Origin of the sequence: Sinorhizobium sp. CB7 (genome assembly GCF_041357635.1) — a bacterium.
In the GTDB taxonomy this organism is placed as follows: Bacteria; Pseudomonadota; Alphaproteobacteria; order Rhizobiales; family Rhizobiaceae; genus Rhizobium.
Window position 1 is genome coordinate 83,134 of the sequence record NZ_JAULLL010000024.1, and the last position, 16,803, is coordinate 99,936.

16 protein-coding genes and 1 pseudogene are annotated in these 16,803 nt (G+C 60.4%); 6 read left to right on the forward strand and 11 right to left on the reverse strand.

The features are described 5' to 3' along the window. Positions 1 to 14: 14 nt before the first annotated feature. From AAE029_RS31860 to AAE029_RS31875, 4 genes are all read right to left on the reverse strand, one after another. Positions 15 to 1,043, reverse strand: coding sequence for an alcohol dehydrogenase catalytic domain-containing protein (locus tag AAE029_RS31860; protein ID WP_371076932.1), 1,029 nt, complete (start codon positions 1,041 to 1,043; stop codon positions 15 to 17). After that, complete coding sequence (locus AAE029_RS31865; RefSeq protein WP_371076933.1) at positions 1,040 to 1,861, reverse strand: carbohydrate ABC transporter permease; 822 nt, start codon at positions 1,859 to 1,861, stop codon at positions 1,040 to 1,042. Before AAE029_RS31865 ends, AAE029_RS31860 begins: the two co-directional genes overlap by 4 nt. Continuing rightward, entirely contained in the window at positions 1,858 to 2,790 is a 933-nt protein-coding gene (locus AAE029_RS31870; RefSeq protein WP_371076934.1) for a carbohydrate ABC transporter permease, read from the reverse strand. Before AAE029_RS31870 ends, AAE029_RS31865 begins: the two co-directional genes overlap by 4 nt. A gap of 73 nt (positions 2,791 to 2,863) precedes the next feature. Beyond that, positions 2,864 to 4,222, reverse strand: coding sequence for a sugar ABC transporter substrate-binding protein (locus AAE029_RS31875; protein WP_371076935.1), 1,359 nt, complete (start codon positions 4,220 to 4,222; stop codon positions 2,864 to 2,866). A gap of 218 nt (positions 4,223 to 4,440) precedes the next feature. On the opposite strand from AAE029_RS31875, the gene AAE029_RS31880 reads away from it, so the two are divergent. Continuing rightward, positions 4,441 to 5,202 carry a GntR family transcriptional regulator gene (locus tag AAE029_RS31880; RefSeq protein ID WP_371076936.1) on the forward strand — a complete coding sequence of 254 codons (762 nt, stop codon included), beginning with the start codon at positions 4,441 to 4,443 and terminating at the stop codon, positions 5,200 to 5,202. A 61-nt stretch (positions 5,203 to 5,263) separates the two neighbouring features. On the opposite strand, the gene hisC is transcribed toward AAE029_RS31880, so the two are convergent. Continuing rightward, entirely contained in the window at positions 5,264 to 6,325 is a 1,062-nt protein-coding gene (gene hisC / locus AAE029_RS31885; protein WP_371076937.1) for a histidinol-phosphate transaminase, read from the reverse strand. 232 nt (positions 6,326 to 6,557) lie between these two features. Between hisC and AAE029_RS31890 the strand changes: the two genes are divergently transcribed. Further along, positions 6,558 to 6,887, forward strand: coding sequence for a hypothetical protein (locus tag AAE029_RS31890; protein ID WP_371076938.1), 330 nt, complete (start codon positions 6,558 to 6,560; stop codon positions 6,885 to 6,887). Between the two features lie 263 nt (positions 6,888 to 7,150). Continuing rightward, positions 7,151 to 9,001, forward strand: coding sequence for a DEAD/DEAH box helicase (locus AAE029_RS31895; protein ID WP_371076939.1), 1,851 nt, complete (start codon positions 7,151 to 7,153; stop codon positions 8,999 to 9,001). Positions 9,002 to 9,216: 215 nt separating this feature from the next. Here the strand turns inward: AAE029_RS31895 and AAE029_RS31900 are convergent, their stop codons facing one another. Continuing rightward, positions 9,217 to 10,074, reverse strand: a complete 858-nt coding sequence (locus AAE029_RS31900; protein WP_371076940.1) for an acyl-CoA thioester hydrolase/BAAT C-terminal domain-containing protein — start codon at positions 10,072 to 10,074, stop codon at positions 9,217 to 9,219. A gap of 96 nt (positions 10,075 to 10,170) precedes the next feature. Here AAE029_RS31900 and AAE029_RS31905 point away from each other — a divergent pair. Both AAE029_RS31905 and AAE029_RS31910 read left to right on the forward strand, forming a co-directional pair. Beyond that, positions 10,171 to 10,695: pseudogene (locus tag AAE029_RS31905) on the forward strand (AAA family ATPase); the annotation flags it as partial. A gap of 344 nt (positions 10,696 to 11,039) precedes the next feature. After that, entirely contained in the window at positions 11,040 to 11,363 is a 324-nt protein-coding gene (locus AAE029_RS31910; RefSeq protein ID WP_371076941.1) for a hypothetical protein, read from the forward strand. A gap of 150 nt (positions 11,364 to 11,513) precedes the next feature. On the opposite strand, the gene AAE029_RS31915 is transcribed toward AAE029_RS31910, so the two are convergent. Further along, positions 11,514 to 12,551, reverse strand: coding sequence for a DUF3095 family protein (locus AAE029_RS31915; RefSeq protein ID WP_371076942.1), 1,038 nt, complete (start codon positions 12,549 to 12,551; stop codon positions 11,514 to 11,516). Between the two features lie 93 nt (positions 12,552 to 12,644). Further along, positions 12,645 to 13,040: an organic hydroperoxide resistance protein gene (locus tag AAE029_RS31920; RefSeq protein WP_371076943.1), complete on the reverse strand. Its 396-nt coding sequence runs from the start codon at positions 13,038 to 13,040 to the stop codon at positions 12,645 to 12,647. A gap of 153 nt (positions 13,041 to 13,193) precedes the next feature. On the opposite strand from AAE029_RS31920, the gene AAE029_RS31925 reads away from it, so the two are divergent. After that, entirely contained in the window at positions 13,194 to 13,703 is a 510-nt protein-coding gene (locus AAE029_RS31925) for a MarR family winged helix-turn-helix transcriptional regulator (protein WP_371076944.1), read from the forward strand. A gap of 130 nt (positions 13,704 to 13,833) precedes the next feature. Here the strand turns inward: AAE029_RS31925 and AAE029_RS31930 are convergent, their stop codons facing one another. From AAE029_RS31930 to AAE029_RS31940, 3 genes are all read right to left on the reverse strand, one after another. Then, positions 13,834 to 14,361, reverse strand: a complete 528-nt coding sequence (locus AAE029_RS31930) for a DoxX family protein (RefSeq protein WP_371076945.1) — start codon at positions 14,359 to 14,361, stop codon at positions 13,834 to 13,836. A gap of 169 nt (positions 14,362 to 14,530) precedes the next feature. Next, positions 14,531 to 15,736, reverse strand: a complete 1,206-nt coding sequence (gene gltS / locus AAE029_RS31935) for a sodium/glutamate symporter (RefSeq protein ID WP_371076946.1) — start codon at positions 15,734 to 15,736, stop codon at positions 14,531 to 14,533. 242 nt (positions 15,737 to 15,978) lie between these two features. Continuing rightward, positions 15,979 to 16,497, reverse strand: coding sequence for a cupin domain-containing protein (locus AAE029_RS31940; RefSeq protein ID WP_371076947.1), 519 nt, complete (start codon positions 16,495 to 16,497; stop codon positions 15,979 to 15,981). Positions 16,498 to 16,803 lie beyond the last annotated feature (306 nt).

Here is a 16,803-nt window from a genome sequence, read left to right on the forward strand (position 1 = left end):
GGTGCTGCTCGTCATCAGAACGAGAGTTGGGTTTTGACGGACTTGCCCGCCTGCATGCTTTGGACGGCCTCTTCGAAATTCCAGACGGGGAAGGTCTCCCCAAGAAGGAGGCTCGCCTTTTCGTGGATGTCCGCCATCAGGTCGACGGCGGCGGGGAACCTGTCGGCGCAGGAATTCGAGCCGATGAAGCGCAACTCACGCTCGTACAGGCGGAACGGATTGAAGGTCGCTTCGGCGTGCTCGTCATGGACGCCAACCTGGACGAGGGCTCCGGTCTTCTCGATGTGCTGCAGGGCCTGGTTCAAAGCGGATGCAACGCCAGCCGCCTCGAATACGACGTCAAAGAGCTCGGCTCCCAACGTGTCGAGAGTCACCGTCTCGTCGATTCCTGCACGCCGCGCGATCTCCAGTTTGCCGGAGGCCGGGTCCGCCAGAGTGACACGGGCCGCGCCTGACATTTTTGCGGAGATCGCAATAAGCAGTCCCATGGTGCCGCCGCCGAGCACGAGCACATTCCGATTCTCGATGCCTTGGGAGGACTCCACGGCATGCAGCGCGCATGCGAGCGGCTCTATGAGGGCTGCCACGCCGTGGCCAATTGATTCCTTCACAGGAAAAGCATTGCGTGCAGGAACAGCGACATATTCCGCCGCCGCCCCTGGACGTCCGACGCCGATCGGCGTGAGGTCGACGCAGAGGTTGGGGCGACCAGCCCTGCACCAGCGGCAGGTTCCGCAGACCACGTTGGGATCGACCGCGACAAAATCGCCTTCCTTCACGTTCCGGACACCGGCTCCGACGGCGACGATATTGCCGGAGAACTCATGGCCGGGCGTGACCGGGTAATTGGTGCCGACGAAACCATGCTTGAGGATATGGAGGTCCGTACCGCAAATCCCGCAGCTTACTGGTTTGACGAGCACTTCGTTCGCCTTCACCTTGGGGACCGTCGTCTCGATAACGCTGATCTGGTGATCCTGCGTGATACGAATGGCCTTCATTTTTCCAGAGGACGCGCCGCTGAATAGTTTGTCGAAACTCATCTGACTGCTCCAAATGTTAGTCCTCGGGTCAGGCTCTTCTGCGCCAGCCATCCGGCAACGACCACAGGGACGTTGATTAAGGTCGCCACGGCGGCCACCTGCGCGGTGTAGAGCTGTCCGAAGCTGAGGAATTTCTGCAGGAACACTGGAAGCGTGCTGACGGTTGTCGTCAGATTCACCGCGAGGAAGAACTCGTTCCAGGCGAAGATGCCGCACAACAAAGCCGTCGATGCCAGACCCGGCTTGATGAGCGGGACGATGATCTGCGCCATTTCCCTCCAGCGACCCGCCCCGTCGACTTCCACCGCGTCGAACACGTCGCGGGGAATTTCGACCATGAACGAGCGGATCATCCACACGGCGAGCGGCAGGTTCATCGAAACATAGACGATAATGAGCACGGTCGAAGTGTTCAGGAGGTCGAAGGCGCGAGCGACGAGGTAGATCGGCACGATGCCCGCGGCGATCGGCATCATCTTCGTCGAGATGAAGAAGAAGAGGACATCGCGCCACTTTGGTACGGGCCGGACCGCCAGCGCGTAGGCGGCGGGGACCGCAAGGATGATCACGATCGCGGTTGAAACAAACGTCACGAGCACCGAGGTGATCGCGAAGGACGCGAAGTCGTTCTCGAAGATGCGGCGGTAGTGATCCAGCGTCGGCGTGAAGAAAATCTTCGGCGGATAGCTGACCGCGTCCTGTTCCGTCTTGAAGCTGGTCACGACCATCCAAGCGATGGGGGCGAACATGACCAGGGTGCCGAGCCAGGTCAAACTCGTCAGGATGATGTCGGTGTATGTGGTCTTTCCGCGTCTCATGCCCGACCACCTTCCTTGAAGATGCCGGAGACAATCCGGAGCATAGGTACGGTGAGCACAATGGCCAGCAGAAGCGCCATCATGCCGAAGGCGGACGCCTTGCCGAGATCGAACGCGCTGAAAGCCTCGAGATAGACGTAATAGGACAGATTGGTCGTGGCATAGGCGGGACCGCCGTTGGTCAGTATCGCGATGGCTGCGAAGTTCTCAAGGACATACATTGCCGTCAGCAATGCGGTCAGTTCGATGAACGGCCTCAGATGAGGGAGCATCAGACGTCGGAAGACGTAGAAGCGTCCCGCGCCGTCGACGGCCGCGGCTTCGGTCACCTCGGTCGGGAACGACTGCATTCCGGCGAGCAGGATAAGAAGCGCGAAAGCGGACCACTGCCACGTGGTGAGGATGATGATGGTCAGCTTCGGATACTGGCTTGCCCAATTCAGGCGGCCGATGCCCACCTCGTCGGTGATCCATCCGAGAATGCCGAAGCTGGGATCGAATACACCGGTCTTCCAGAACAACGCGGCCGCGACGGGCATCACGAAGAATGGCGTGATCGCAAGCGTCCGGGCGAGCGTGCGGCCGCGGAACTCGCGGTTCAGACCAGCTGCGAGCAGTCCGCCCACGATGATCGACGCCACCACGACGGCTGCCGTCATGACCGCGGTGTTCAACATGGCCTTCAGAAATACGTCGTCGCGGAGAGCGTTGGAGTAGTTGCGAAACCAGACAAACCTGGGCGCGTTCGTCGAGACGAGGTTCCAGCGCTGAAGACTGTAGTAAAGGGTGATCACGAAGGGCAGTTGCGTGACGCACAGGACGAGCGCGAGAGCCGGAACCAATGGCAGACGGTTCCACCAACCTTTCATGAAGTTTTTCCGGGTGAAAGCCGCACGCGATACAGCCTGCGGCAGCGACGTCGTTGCCATCGGAGTCATCCAAAGTTCGAATGTGAGGGGGGCCGGCGGACAGCGGGAGGTAGCAGCCCGCCGGAAGTGCGGGTTACTGCATATAGCCCGCGTCGGTCATGATTTCCTTGATCTTCTCTTCGCTCGCGGCGATGGCCTCATCCGCGCTCATCTGGCCGCTGATCGCGCCTGCCAGCTGCTGGGAGGTGAAATCACCGATCTGCTCGAATTCCGGGATCGTCACGTATTGGACGCCAGTGTAGGGGACCGGATCGACCGTCGGCTTCAGCGGATTGGCCGCGCTGATGGACTTGAGCGTCAGGTCTGCGTAGTCGGCGGCCGCCTTCTGGTACTGCGGAATCTTGTAGGTCGAATTGCGCGAGCCCGGAGGGATGGTGCCCCAGCCTGCCTCCTCGCCGGCAAGCTTGATGTACTCCTCGCTGGTCAGCCAGGAGATCAGCTTCCAGGCTTCGTCCGGATGCTTGCTCGTGTTGGGGATCGAAAGGCCCCAAGCCCAGAGCCAGCCGGAACCCGGCTTTTCCTTGATCGGGGCAAGAGCGAATCCGACGTTGCCCTTCACGACATCGTTTGCCTGGTCGAGCACGGGACCGGAGAAGACCGTGTCGTCATACCACATCGCCGCCTTGCCCTGCGTGAAGAGCTGCAGGCATTCCTGCCAGCCGTCCTTCGCTGCGTCCGGCTGGCCGTGCGTCTTCAGGAGGTCCACATAGAAGTTGATGGCTTCCTTGGTCTTCGTCGAACTCAGCTGCGGCGCCCACTTCTCGTCGAACCAGCGACCGCCCCAGGTGTTGATGACCGTCGTGAGAGGCGCGAGGCTCTGGCCCCAGCCGGGAATGCCGCGAAGGCAGATACCAGCTTGATTCTTGGACTTGTCGTCGAGCTTGGCGGCGAATTCGGCGATCTGATCCCACGTCGGCTGCTCGGGCATGGTCAACCCGGCCCTCTCGAACAGGTCCTTGCGGTAGAACATGAAGGACGAAGAGCCGTAGAACGGCGTGGCGTACATGTTGCCCTTGAAGGACACCAGGTCCTTGATCGGCGTAATCAGGTCGTCGACCTTCCAATCCGGGCTATTGCCGACATAAGTCTGGCTGAGGTTCACGATCCAGCCTTTTTCGGCCCAGAGCGGAACTTCGTAGGCGCCGATCATGACGATATCGAACTGACCAGACTTGGTGGCGACGTCCTTGAGGACGGTTGGCCGCAACTGGTTTTCCGGAAGCGTCTGGAACTTGACCTTGATGCCGGGGTACTTGGCGTAAAAGTGGTCAATCAGCTTGGCCGCAGTCTCCATCTGGGGGTTCGCTGCCAGGGCGACCGTCAGGTTGACGTCTTCGGCATGGGCGGCCTGCGTTCCGAGCATCCCGAACGAAAGCGAGAACGTACTTATCAACGCGCCGGCAATGGCCGGTCGCCGCATAGTCATAGACATTGAGCTAGCTCTCCCAAAAATTCCGGCTACGGCCGGAGGCTCCCTCGCGGCGCACTCCTCGCACCGCGCATAGCAAGTGTCGTACATATTATCCGTAACAGACCTACTGTGCGTCTTGTACGTACAATACTTACAACAGGGAGTCAACGGCTGCTGGACCCCATTTGCAAAATATTGTACGGTCTGTTCGTACAATTCAATTTTCCAATGACGAGACCATGCAGGCGATCGACCGTAACTCCGCAGAGCCTTACTACCAGCAGCTTGCGCGCATCCTCGAGACCAGCATTAAGGCGGGTGAATACAAGCCCGGCGAACGGTTCCCCGGCGAAACCGAGCTTTGCCGCTCCTATGATCTGGCAAGGTCAACGGTGCGCGAAACACTCAGGACCCTGGAACAGAACCGGCTTATCCGCATGGTTCCGCGCCGCGGCGCGTTCGTGGCCGATATCAGCGACAGTCATTGGAAACTCCAAGTCACCCAGGGCTTCCTGGAGCCGGAAGCCCATTCGCCGGACCGGACGATCAGGACGACGGTGATCCGATCGGGGTTCGAACCTCTCCCGCCTCAAGCCACCGAGGCATTGGGCCTTGCCGATCGCGAGGAGGGATTCGTCCTCGAGCGCGTCCGCTACATGGACGCCAAGCCCGCCATGTATTCCACGAACTACCTTCCTGCCGATATCGGCGCGGCGCTGGTCGGCAAACCGGTCCTCCAGGGGACGGCTTCGCTGAACCAGACGCTTCGCGAAGCGGGCTACTCGGTCTTCGCCGCCCGTCGAGAGGTCGCCGCGGTAGCCGCAACCGCCCCCGTCGCCAAGCATCTGCAGCTCGGAAAGGACGCGCCGATCCTGTTGATCGAATCGATTTCGCGCACGGAAACCGGACGCGCCTTCGATTTCTATCAGTCTTTCGTGCGAAGCGACGTGGTGACGATTTCGGTGGATGCGGAAGCGCGGACGCCATCTCAAAACGAATGAGACTTGGATCACCGAACGCTCTCGTCATGGCAGCTCGGCAACTCCTCAGGGGGTCATGACTTCAATGCGAGAGTATCTGTCTGAGAGTTTCCAGGAGCCGATCGCATTCAGCATCCGTCCCGATGCTTATGCGGAGGAAATCGCGAATACGTTCCTTGGGAAAATGCCGGACCAGAATTGCCTTCTCCCGCAGGTCCCTTGCGAGGTCCGCGCCGGCTTTTTCGGAATGCCGTGCAAACAGAAAATTGGCGGATGATTTGAGAACATTGAAACCGAGCCCCTGGAGAGCCATTGCAAGACGCTCGCGGCTGGCGATGATCAGATCGCAGTGTTGCTGAAACCACTCCTTGTCTTCCCAGGAGGCAACGGCGCCTGCGAGCGCGAGCCTGTCCAGCGGATAGGAGTTGAAACTATCCTTGACCCTTCCCAGCGCTTCGATCAGCGGCCGTTGTCCCACGGCAAAGCCGACGCGCAGCCCGGCGAGGCCCCGCGATTTTGAGAAAGTCTGGATAACGAGAAGGTTCGGATATTTCCTGACGAGCGGAATGGCGCTTTCACCGCCGAAATCCACATAGGCCTCGTCGATAACGATCACCTGATCGGCATGTTCCTGGACCAGGGCTTCGATTTCGGCGAGCGGCTGCGCAATACCCGTGGGCGCATTGGGGTTCGGCAGGATGATTGCCCCGCAAGGCTGCCGGTAATCTTCAATTCGAACTCGCATGTTCCCGTCCAGGGGGATCTCACGATATTGGATTCCGTACAGGCGGCAGTATGTCGGGTAGAAACTGTAGGTTATGTCGGGGAAGAGCAGCGGATTTTCGTGGTTGAGCAGAGCCTGGAACGTATGCGCCAGTACCTCGTCCGAGCCGTTCCCGACAAAGACCTCGTCCGCATGGAGATCATGGCTTTCGGCAATCGCCTTGCGTAGCCGCAAGGCTGTCGGCTCCGGATAGAGCCGAAGCGTATCATTTGCCGCTTCCGAGATCGCGGTGAGGGCGCGCGGCGACGGGCCATAGGGGTTTTCATTGGTGTTCAACTTCACCAACCCGCTGATTACGGGTTGTTCCCCCGCGACATAGGGGGTCAGGGAATGAACAAGCGGGCTCCAGAAACGGCTCATTTTGCTTTCCAAATCTACACTGTCGCAAATATCACGATCCAGGGTGACGTTTCTGCATCCGACATTTGCGGCATTGCAGAATAGGGACTTCTGCGATTGTGGCAATCACCGCTGTTTGCAGATCTGACGCGACTCTGCCGCGGGACATCAGGAATTCGTTCATGAGCCGTTAAGCTTGAACGTGCAATTTGAGGGCCCGCAGGGGTTAGGCTCTAATCTCGACGGAGATGGAATGAAAAAGCTAGTCTTGTCCATGCTCATCGCCGCCATGGCGGCTGGCAGCGTTTTCGCTGTGGCCGATACTGCCTCCGCGCAGGAATGGCGCCGGCGGCATTACGACGATCGCCACCACCATCATAACAACAATGGTGCCGCCATTGCCGGCGGCCTGGCAGCCGGTGTGATCGGCGGCCTGATCGCCGGAGCGATAGTCAACAACAGCGGACCGCGATACATCGATCCGCCACCGCCTCCCCCGCCGCGCTGCTGGTTCGAAGACCGTCGCGTCCCGAACGCCTATGATGGCGGTTGGCACGAGGAAAGCGTTCGCGTCTGCCAATAAGCAGCCTGAACCACGAGAACGGCCGGAGCGACACACGCTCCGACCGGGAGTAATTCCCGAAAAGTGTGAAACGGTTTTCCGTCCGGAATTGCCCAAAAAACAAGGGCTGCGGCGACGTGCGTCTTTTCAGGCGCACGAAGATCGCACTAGCACCTTGTATCCGCTTTGACATTTGTCCTCCGACTGAGTAGGAACGGCGCAATGTTAGGCTGCGCTCCTGCAGCCACGGCGCGCATGCGCACGCAACTCCGAAAGACCGAGAGATGACCGATCACAACGGCGCCGTTCCGGCGATCGCCAAGGCGTTGGCGAAACGCGGCTACACAACGCTGACCCCCGTCCAGCAGGCGATGCTCGATCCGGCTCTTGCCGCATCCGACGCGCTCGTATCCGCGCAGACCGGCTCGGGCAAGACGGTCGCCTTCGGTCTCGCCATGGCGCCCACACTGCTGGGCGAACGGGAGCAATTCGACGCCGCGGGGGACCCTCTGGCGCTCGTCATTGCGCCCACGCGCGAGCTCGCGCTGCAGGTCAAGCGGGAGTTGGAATGGCTCTATGAGATGACGGGGGCTGTCATCGCCAGTTGCGTCGGCGGCATGGACATCCGAAGCGAAAGGCGGGCTCTCGAGCGTGGCGCCCATATCGTCGTCGGCACGCCCGGCCGTCTCTGCGATCATATCCGCCGCAACGCGCTCCAGATCTCCGAACTGAAGGTTGCCGTACTGGACGAAGCCGACGAGATGCTCGATCTCGGCTTCCGTGAAGACCTGGAATTCATCCTCGAATCCGCGCCGGACGACCGCCGGACGCTGATGTTCTCGGCAACCGTGCCCGCCGCGATCGCCAAGCTCGCGAAGCGCTATCAGCGGAATGCGGTTCGCATTACGACGGCGGCTGAAGAAAAGCAGCACGTAGATATCGAATACCGCGCATTGGCCGTTCTGCCCGCTGATCGCGAGAATGCAATCATCAACGTTCTTCGCTATTACGAAGCAACCAATGCCATCGTGTTCTGCTCGACCCGTGCGGCCGTCAATCATCTGACGGCGCGTTTCAACAATCGCAATTTTTCCGTGGTCGCGCTTTCCGGCGAACTGACGCAGAACGAGCGCACCCATGCGCTGCAGGCGATGCGCGACGGCCGCGCCCGTGTTTGCATCGCAACCGACGTCGCTGCCCGCGGCATCGACCTGCCCGGTCTCGATCTCGTCATTCATGCCGACCTGCCTACCAATCCGGAAACGCTACTCCACCGCAGCGGCCGCACCGGACGGGCGGGGCGCAAGGGCATCAGCGCATTGATCATTCCAATCAACGCCCGCCGCAAGGCTGAGCGCCTGCTTGGCGATGCCGGCATCGCTGCCACCTGGGCGCGCCCGCCGTCGGCCGAAGAGGTGATAAGCCGCGACCACGAGCGTCTTCTGGCGGATCCGATCTTCGAAGAGAAGCCGCGCGAGGAAGAGCAGGAGCTGATTGCCAGGCTGGTTTCCAGCCACGGGGCGGAAAAACTCGCCGCCGCATTCGTCAATCTCTATCGCGCCAAGCTCGCCGCGCCCGAGGAACTGACCGAGGTTTCGATCCAGCCGAATGCCGTTCGCAAGCCTCGCGACACGCGTGGTGATCAGGCGGAATTTCCGGGGACACCGCGTCCCCCGCGCGACGCTTTTGGCCCAAGCGTCTGGTTTTCCCTGTCGGTCGGCCGCAAGCAGAAAGCTGAACCACGCTGGCTTATCCCAATGCTCTGCCGCAACGGCAATCTGACCAAGCGCGAAATCGGCGCCATCAAGATGCAGACCGAGGAAACCTTCCTCGAGATCGCCGCCGATCACGCGGACGGTTTCATGCAGACGATCGGTCCGAACAAAACGCTCGAGCGCGGTATCCGCGTGACGCGGCTGAACGGCGCACCCGATCTTAGCCGCGGGCCGGAGGTCAAGCCAGCCGCCAGGAAATTCCGTGAGGATCGTTCCAAAGATGCCTTCCGCGATGACCGGCCGAAAGGCAGGTCGAAAAAGGCGGCGGCCGAAACGGCTGAAACGCGCGACGCAAAGCCTTTCAAGAAGAAGGGAAAGCCTAAACCGGCGAATGGAAAGAAATTCGACCGCCGGAAATAAGTAGGGGCGCCCGTGCCAGGCCGGGCGGATGAATAGAACGGAAAATGCACCGGACCGGCAGCAATCTGCTGGGATTATGAAGAAGCGAGTCATTCGCGCCGTCGACACGGCGCGGCGAAAGACTCCTGTCGGATGTCGTCAGGAACTTCATTTGGCGCACGGCTTCCCCGCACTCCGTCCTCCTTGGGCTTCCCTGACGCTGACAGTGCCGTCTCTTATCGGTTCTCTGGCAGCAGGACCTGTGTAATGACCTTCCAGGCTACCCGGCCAAGTCTCGCATCGGCTTCGTCGCTACCGCCGTGCGCGTGAAGCGATGATCTTGGTCGCGTTTCGCCCGGCAACAGGACCCGATGCCCTGCATCGCTGTCGTAGACCAACTCAACCTCCTTGCCGAACATCTGCCGACGTTGAGCTATTGATCGCGCAAAGAAATCCGATTGCCAAAGTGCATCGCGTCCGCCCGCTATGACGACTGTCCTGGCGGCGCTGAGTTCGACGGGAATGGTCGCGGCCGGCACATGGGAGGCAAAATGTTCAAGGCAGTACTCGAACAGTCCGCGATAGGAAATCAGCCCATCCTTGTATTCCTTCCGCCAGGAAGGATCGGCCGGCACGAAGGGGAGAGGCTCGTTTTTCCACGTCCATGATGAGCGTTCCGGCCAGGTGACGCCGTCCCAGCCTGGTCCGATATTGCCCCAGACGACAGAGGTTGGACTTATGGCAAAGAGAGCTTCCACGCGTTTGTCGCGGGCTGCAACAAGAAGTGCGGCTTCAGCGCCTTTTGATGTTCCGATGATCGCGATGCGCCTGCTGCCTGCTTCCTGCAGCCTGGCGATGGCATTGGTGAAAACTTCTAGCGGAACCTCGCAGATGCCCGGAACCTGGCCATCGCCGCCAAACCATCGCAACGCCAGCGATATGGCGCCGAGGTCCGCAAAAAGGGCGGCCCGCTCCACATCGACATGTCCACTCGATCCGCCAAGAACGAGGACGCCCCATTCGCTCGACTGCTTGGGGATCAGGAGCGTTCCTTGCACCTTTCCCGTCAGATTGGTTTGCGAATACGTCGGCATTGCGCCTAATTTGCTCAATTTTGATTTGAAACCGTACAAATTCTCTCGCTAAAGTCACGGGGAATAGCAAGGTTGTCAAATCATTGGGAGCTGTGAATGGAATTGCCCGGAGCACCGGCCATCTTCGACCGCATCCTCATCATGGGCAACGGCGGGGCCGGCAGGACATGGCTCGCCCGCAGGCTCGGCGACCGCCTTCACCATCCGATCATCCACCTCGATGACATGCACTGGGAGCCGGGTGGTTACGGCGTCGCGCGCGACAGGGCGCTCCGGGACGAGATGGTCCAGGCCGCGGCCGAACGTGACGCCTGGATCATGGAAGGTGTCTACGGGCAGCTGGTGAACATGGTGTTCAATCGCGTGACGGCGCTGATCTGGATCGATCTGCCGGAGGAAGCCTGCATCGCCAATATCGAGGCGCGAGGCATTCAAGGCGGCGGGACTCGAACGCAGTTCGATGGCCTTGTGAAGTGGGTGGCCGAATACAGGACCAGGACAAACAACTGGAATTCCTTCGAAGCCCACGCGCGCCTGTTCGCCGCATTCCCCGGTCCGAAGTTGCGAATCTCCGGTCGTGAAGGCGCAACGGGCTTTGCGAATGATCTTTCGATGGACATCGCAGACCGTCGCCGGACGTTCGAGATGCGCAGGCAAAGCGACGATCTGGTCTACACGTTTGTGAGGAAGCAGGATGCCAGCGGGCGAGATGCGTATCAGCGGCAGGATAAGGACATCTGGGTGTCCTATCGGCAGAAATGGGGATGGGTGATCTGGGACGATGAAAATGACGCGTGCCTGGGTCGCCCATGGACTCTTCTGCCACATGAGCAGGGAGATCACCCACCGGAGGGTGACTGGGTCAGCCGCAAGGGTTCAAAATCCTATGTTTATACGATGGTCTATGTGGACTGACGGCCAGGCTAAGCGACAGCCATTGGACGTGCTGTCTGGAGGGATCACCAATGAATAAGTCGGCCGAAGACAGCGGGATCTTGAGCTCCGAAATGAAGGAGCTTCTGAAGACGATCGCGGCCGAAACCGGGGCACTGCCGGATCCGACGACGCTGCCGCCGCAGGAAGGGCGCGACCAGACCGCCCTTACCAATGCGCGCTGGAACGTCGCCATGCCTGATATGCGACAGATCGAGGAAATCTGGATCGCTTCCGACCCCGATCTTGGTTCGGCGCGTACCCGCCTGCGCATTCTCGTGCCGCACCAAAGCGACGCCAGCGTCATCCTGTTCGTCCACGGAGGCGGCTTCGCCTTCTGCAGCCCGGATCCATGACGACGAGTTATGAGTCTTCGGGAGGTTGGCCGCGTTGCCGCGAGGTGCTATTTTCAGTGGCAAACGAGGCAAATCCCGCCGGTGACGCAATCTCCGGGAGGCATCCTGTGCCAAACAACCGGCTCTGAAATACCGAAGGCTTGCCGAAACCTAGCGCGACGCCGCCACAGCACCCTCCTGCGCCTCCATCATCTCGGCGGCCTTTGCATATCCACCGTCCATCCCATCCAGGAAATGCAGATGCGAATCCGGTCTGTCGGAGGGCACGAGGCACGTCATGAGGGCGTGGGATTGGCGGTGCAGCCCGTAGCTGATCTCGCCGCGAGCCCTTGCCTCGACCAGGATGGCTTCGACCGCAGCGATCTGTTCCGGCGTGCAGTCCAGCGTCAGGCGCAGGACATCGTCATATTTGCGGAAATCCGAGTTCGAGGCGATCTCCGACCAGCTTCTGGAACCCGTGCGTTTCCGCTTGTCTTCGGGAATGGCCATGTCGCTCGGCAAGGGATGAGACTGTCGGTGCCCCATATCGAAGACGGCGAGCACGCGCCTTGCGAGCGCGGCAAAGACCTCGGCATTCTTATGCTCATGCGGCTCGACCAGCAGCGACAGGATCTCGCCACGCTGGCTCGGGATGGGAGTCCATTCGCAGGTAAGCCCGGTCAGGTCCGGCTCCGACACCTGCTTGCCAGGCTTGACCAGATACAGTCCGTTCTTGATCTGCCGCTCCGCCCATGTGAGCCCTCCCCCGGCAAACATCGCATAGGTCGCGCTTTGCGAGGCCGCGTAGCGCGCAATTCTCACGTCATGCCCGCCGGCACGGATTTCGCGCACGGGCAGCAAGCCGATGCGAAGGTCGAGGCCGAAGCTGGTTTTCGCGAAATTCGCGACTTGCCGCAGCACAGAGGCCGCGGTCATGATCCCTTGGGGCGGCAAGGCAAAGGCAGCGCCATCTCCACGAAACACGAATGGGAAATCAAACGTACCCCAGGCGTTGCCGAGGGCGGCAATGACGGACACACCTGTATAGTTCACGTCCTTGTAGCGCCCCGACTTAATCGCTGAAGTCGAGTCGACGACATCAGTTATCCCGATGATCCAATCGTCGGGCAACGGCTCATAAACGGATGGGTCGAGCACGAGCGAAAATTCGCTATGCGCCTGGGGCGGGTGCGCGTGGGTGTTGGCCATCGTGTGTTCTCCAGATCGCGTTTACCGGCAAGTTTGGCTTCATGTTTTGGCGGGGCGGGTCTGCCCGGTCGGCGGGCAGACCCGGCTTTTCCCTCAGAGCAGGTTGGTGGTCACGTCGATATTGCCGTGGACGGCCTTGGAATAGGGGCAGATGCCGTGCGCTGCATCGATCAATTCGCGCGCGACCTCGCGGTCGACGCCCGGCACATGGACGTTAAGGCGCGCCCGCAGGAAGAAGGAGCCGTCGTCGACGTTGAGATCGATTTCTGCATCGACTTCGGGTTCGGCCGGAAGCTTGATCTTCCTCTGGGCGGCGGCAAGCCCGATCGCTCCGATGTAGCAGGCCGACCAGGCGGCGCCGAAGAGCTGCTCGGCAGCCGGATGCGGCTGCGGCAGCTTGACATCCAACTGGCCATCGCTGCTACGCGCAGCGCCGTCGCGGCCGCCGGTGATGTGGGTCTTACCGGTGAAGAGAAGCTTCTCAGTCATGTCGAAATCCTTTCCTTTCGATTTAACACGTATCCGATTTACTCGGATGCGAGTTAAATAAATCGCCTCGAAAGGCATGTCAAGCACTTCCGATTTAATCGGATACGATTTATATAAGGCCAACAGCAATGACCCCTGAATAGGATAACGCCCATGCCTAAGACCAAAACAGCAAAGAGCCTGGATAAGCCCCTGCCCGCCCGCGCGCAGAAGAGCAGCGAAGGCCGCAAGCTTTCGAGTTTTCTGTGCTTCGCGGTCTATTCGGCCAATCTGGCCTTTGGTCGCGTCTACAAGCCGGTCCTTGACGAGCTTGGCCTGACCTACACCCAATATATCGCCATGGTGGCGCTTTCCGACGAGGACGACCAGACAGTCAAGGCGCTCGGCGAAAAGCTGTTCCTGGAATCCAACACACTGACGCCCATCCTCAAGAAGCTCGAACAGGACGGCTACGTCCGCCGCCAGCGCGATCCGGCCGACGAACGGCAGGTGCGCGTGGGCCTGACGCCCGCCGGCCGTCGCCTGCTGGTTGCAATGGATGAATCCGCCGCCTCGCGTGTCGACGCTACCGGGCTCGGTGAGGAATTCCCCGTGGTGCAGAAGACCGTGGCAAGGCTGCGCGACAACCTCCTGCGCGCCACCTCCGCTGACGCTGGTGAATAGAGCGGATTGGTACGCAACTATCGGATTGGCCGAGAGTTTTGCCCCTCACCCAAGCCCTCTCCCTGCACGCGGAGCGAGGGGACATCGTTACCCATCTTTGGTTGGACAAGGCCCCGCTGCCGATCGAAGGCTAGAAACCCCACCTCGCCTTCACCCACGCATCGAGCGAGAGCGGCCCCGCTCCGCCGAAGCAGAGCGCGACAAGGCCGGCCACATAGAGCAGATCCGTCTCATAGCCCGGCTGACCGAAATGGGCGCCGGAAGCGTCATAGGACATGAGTTTGATCGAGCTGAATCCGTTCGGAAGATGGACCGTGAAGACCGCAACCAGCAACACGGCGATCATCGGTACGGACGCGAGCGGAACGAAGGCGCCAGCCAGGATCAGCAGTCCGCCGACGAGCTCGACGAAGATCGTTGCCCAGCCGAAAAGCTCCGCGAAGGGCATGCCCATTGCATGCAGGATCCCGATGAAGTCGTCGGCGCCGCGCGAAAGTTTGGCATAGCCATGCTGAAAGAAGCCGAGGCCGATCATCAGCCGGAGCGGCATCGCATACCAGCTTGTCGGCACTGGAATCGGGGCATGGATGCATCTCTCGATGATCGATCTGAAGCTTGCGTCGGTTCTTGCCACGAAGCGGCCGCGTACGATGGTCATGACTTTTCCTTTCATGGACAATTGCCGTTACGGTGGCGCTTTCGGGAGGCGATTGAGCAGCGCCAGCGAAGGCCCGCGCCTGTACCTCTCCGAGTTCGCAGCAGCGCCTGCTTTTGTTACAGGAAAAAACGTCACTTCCGCGTGATTGGCGACCTCGCGGGCGTCCCCCTTACCGAACAAGAAACCCGAGCACGGCCGCGTTGGCGAGATCGATGAAGAAGGCGGAAACGAGTGGCAGGATGATGAACGCGATGGTGGCCGCGCCATGGATCTTGGTGACCGCCGTCATGTTGGCGATCGCCGTCGGGGTCGCTCCGAGCGAAATCCCGCAGAAGCCGGCGGAAATGACCGCCGCATTGTAGTTGCGCCCCATGGCCGGGAACACGACCAGGATAATGTAGAGGACGGCCGCAAGGGTCTGTATCGCCAGGACGATGGCAAGCGAAAGGCCGAGCCCGCTCAAGCCCCACAGCTGCATGCTCATCAGCGACATCGCCAGGAATACGTTCAACGAGAGATCGGATATCAGCGAGAGCGCGCGTGTGCGGGTCGGCCAGGGCAAGCTGGGCGCAAGCATCGGAATGGTGTTCGTCATCACGATGGCGACCAGCAGGCAGACGACGAAGAGCGGCAGGTTGATGCCTGCTTCAAGGATAGCCTCATGCAGGCCATAGCCGATAATGATCGCGATGTTCGTCACCAGCAGCGTTCGCAACAGGCTGACGTAGCTGACATCGTCTTCGTGGGTCACCGCGGCCTTTTGCGGCACCCCAATCGTCAGTTCCTCGTCCTTGGGGCCGCTCAGGCCATTCCGGGTGATCAGGTATTGTGCAATCGGTCCGCCGACGAGGCTGGCAACCACCAGACCAAGCGTTGCGCCGGCAATGCCGATTTCAAGCGCGTTCGGCAGACCGAAACGGCTCGATACGATCGGAGCCCAGGCAATCGCCGTACCGTGTCCCCCGATGAGCGAGATCGAACCGAGCAGGATCCCCACTCCCTGCGGAAGGCCGAGCATCAAGCCCATTCCGAAGGAAATGAGATTCTGGATGACAAGAAACACGAGCGTAAGTGACAACAGGATGAGAAACGGCTTGCCGCCGGCGAGCAGATCCGAAAACCGGGCATTGAGGCCGACGCCCGTGAAAAAATAGAGTAGCAGCAGGTCGCGCGCAGCGAGCGCGAAAGTGATCTCCGCGCCGAAGAATTCGTAGGCGGCAAGCGTCACCAGCGCCGCGAGAATGCCACCCGTCACCGCCTCGGGTATGCTCCAGCGGCTGAGGACGGGTATGTAACGATTGAGGTTCGAGCCGGCGAAGAAGACGAGGATTGCTATGGTGAACGACAGCAGCCCAGGGACCTCGATTGTCGACATGTGCCACCCTCATTAGAGCGCCGTGCGTTCGTCAGAACGCACAAGGGACGCTCTAACTCATTAGTTTCAAGGCATCTTTCTGCGCTCATCACCTGAACGCAGAAGGATGCCTTGTCGTTGCCGCGCATCAGCGATTGCAGGGCGCCACTCTGACATGCGTCATACAGCGGGGCTAGTGGAAAGAGTTTCACCTATCTCATCCAAAGGGCTTACGTTGCGGGCACCGGCAGCGCCCTCCCCGCTCAACGTGGCGGCACATCCCAATTTACCTCCAGCCCGATGGCGGTATTCTCTTCCGGGTTTGCAAGCCAGTAGCCGTGTTCCCGAACGAGCTTCAGGAAGCGTTGGGCATGCGCCAGCGGATCCGCCGAGTCGTCATGGATCGCGATGTCACGAAGAAACCGGCCTATCCGCATCGTCGTCACGCAGAGCATCGAGACGGTAGTTCCGGACGCATTCCTCCAGGCATGCCTGACGCCGTCCTGCGCATCGAACACATCTCCCGGACCGAGCCTTTCCCAGTGATCGCCGACGAAGGCATCGGGGTTTCCGGACATCACATAGAAGGTCTCGCGGTCCGCATGGCTGTGGAGCGGCACGACCACGCCGGGCGGCAGGCTGCACAGGATAAGGCAATAGTCGCCATCGCCGTCGGTTAGTTCGGTCAGATACCGGTTGGCCGGCCGCAGATCCTGCTGCGGCGAGAAGATTTCCTGGTTATCCGGCTGGTGGGAATTGGAAAGGCTGCGATGTTCTGACATGTCGGGGCGTCTCCTTATGCGTTATGCTGCCGGCGGGCTGATGCATGCGCGACAAGACGATCGCAGGTATCGCCTTTCGGTCGCGTCCGCGGCTCTAAGGAACGTCATGGCCATGCGTTGGATACGTGTTTCAGCATGGGCCGAAGGGGTTACAGCTGAAATAGGGGGCGTTGTTGGAACCTTTGTCAAATAGCTCTGCCGGGCCTCCGGTCATTCAGAGGCAATTGTCTGGCGCAAAAACCGCCAAGGTCCCTCACCAAGTCAGTTTGCGCATGGAATTGCATTAACTTCATATTGCAACCGCAG

Bases quoted from the DNA above. Each gene is read 5' to 3' on its own strand.
- AAE029_RS31860 (WP_371076932.1), bottom strand. From the start codon at position 1,043: ATGAGTTTCGACAAACTATTCAGCGGCGCGTCCTCTGGAAAAATGAAG.
- AAE029_RS31865 (WP_371076933.1), bottom strand. From the start codon at position 1,861: ATGAGACGCGGAAAGACCACATACACCGACATCATCCTGACGAGTTTG.
- AAE029_RS31870 (WP_371076934.1), bottom strand. From the start codon at position 2,790: ATGGCAACGACGTCGCTGCCGCAGGCTGTATCGCGTGCGGCTTTCACC.
- AAE029_RS31875 (WP_371076935.1), bottom strand. From the start codon at position 4,222: ATGTCTATGACTATGCGGCGACCGGCCATTGCCGGCGCGTTGATAAGT.
- AAE029_RS31880 (WP_371076936.1), top strand. From the start codon at position 4,441: ATGCAGGCGATCGACCGTAACTCCGCAGAGCCTTACTACCAGCAGCTT.
- hisC (WP_371076937.1), bottom strand. From the start codon at position 6,325: ATGAGCCGTTTCTGGAGCCCGCTTGTTCATTCCCTGACCCCCTATGTC.
- AAE029_RS31890 (WP_371076938.1), top strand. From the start codon at position 6,558: ATGAAAAAGCTAGTCTTGTCCATGCTCATCGCCGCCATGGCGGCTGGC.
- AAE029_RS31895 (WP_371076939.1), top strand. From the start codon at position 7,151: ATGACCGATCACAACGGCGCCGTTCCGGCGATCGCCAAGGCGTTGGCG.
- AAE029_RS31900 (WP_371076940.1), bottom strand. From the start codon at position 10,074: ATGCCGACGTATTCGCAAACCAATCTGACGGGAAAGGTGCAAGGAACG.
- AAE029_RS31910 (WP_371076941.1), top strand. From the start codon at position 11,040: ATGAATAAGTCGGCCGAAGACAGCGGGATCTTGAGCTCCGAAATGAAG.
- AAE029_RS31915 (WP_371076942.1), bottom strand. From the start codon at position 12,551: ATGGCCAACACCCACGCGCACCCGCCCCAGGCGCATAGCGAATTTTCG.
- AAE029_RS31920 (WP_371076943.1), bottom strand. From the start codon at position 13,040: ATGACTGAGAAGCTTCTCTTCACCGGTAAGACCCACATCACCGGCGGC.
- AAE029_RS31925 (WP_371076944.1), top strand. From the start codon at position 13,194: ATGCCTAAGACCAAAACAGCAAAGAGCCTGGATAAGCCCCTGCCCGCC.
- AAE029_RS31930 (WP_371076945.1), bottom strand. From the start codon at position 14,361: ATGACCATCGTACGCGGCCGCTTCGTGGCAAGAACCGACGCAAGCTTC.
- gltS (WP_371076946.1), bottom strand. From the start codon at position 15,736: ATGTCGACAATCGAGGTCCCTGGGCTGCTGTCGTTCACCATAGCAATC.
- AAE029_RS31940 (WP_371076947.1), bottom strand. From the start codon at position 16,497: ATGTCAGAACATCGCAGCCTTTCCAATTCCCACCAGCCGGATAACCAG.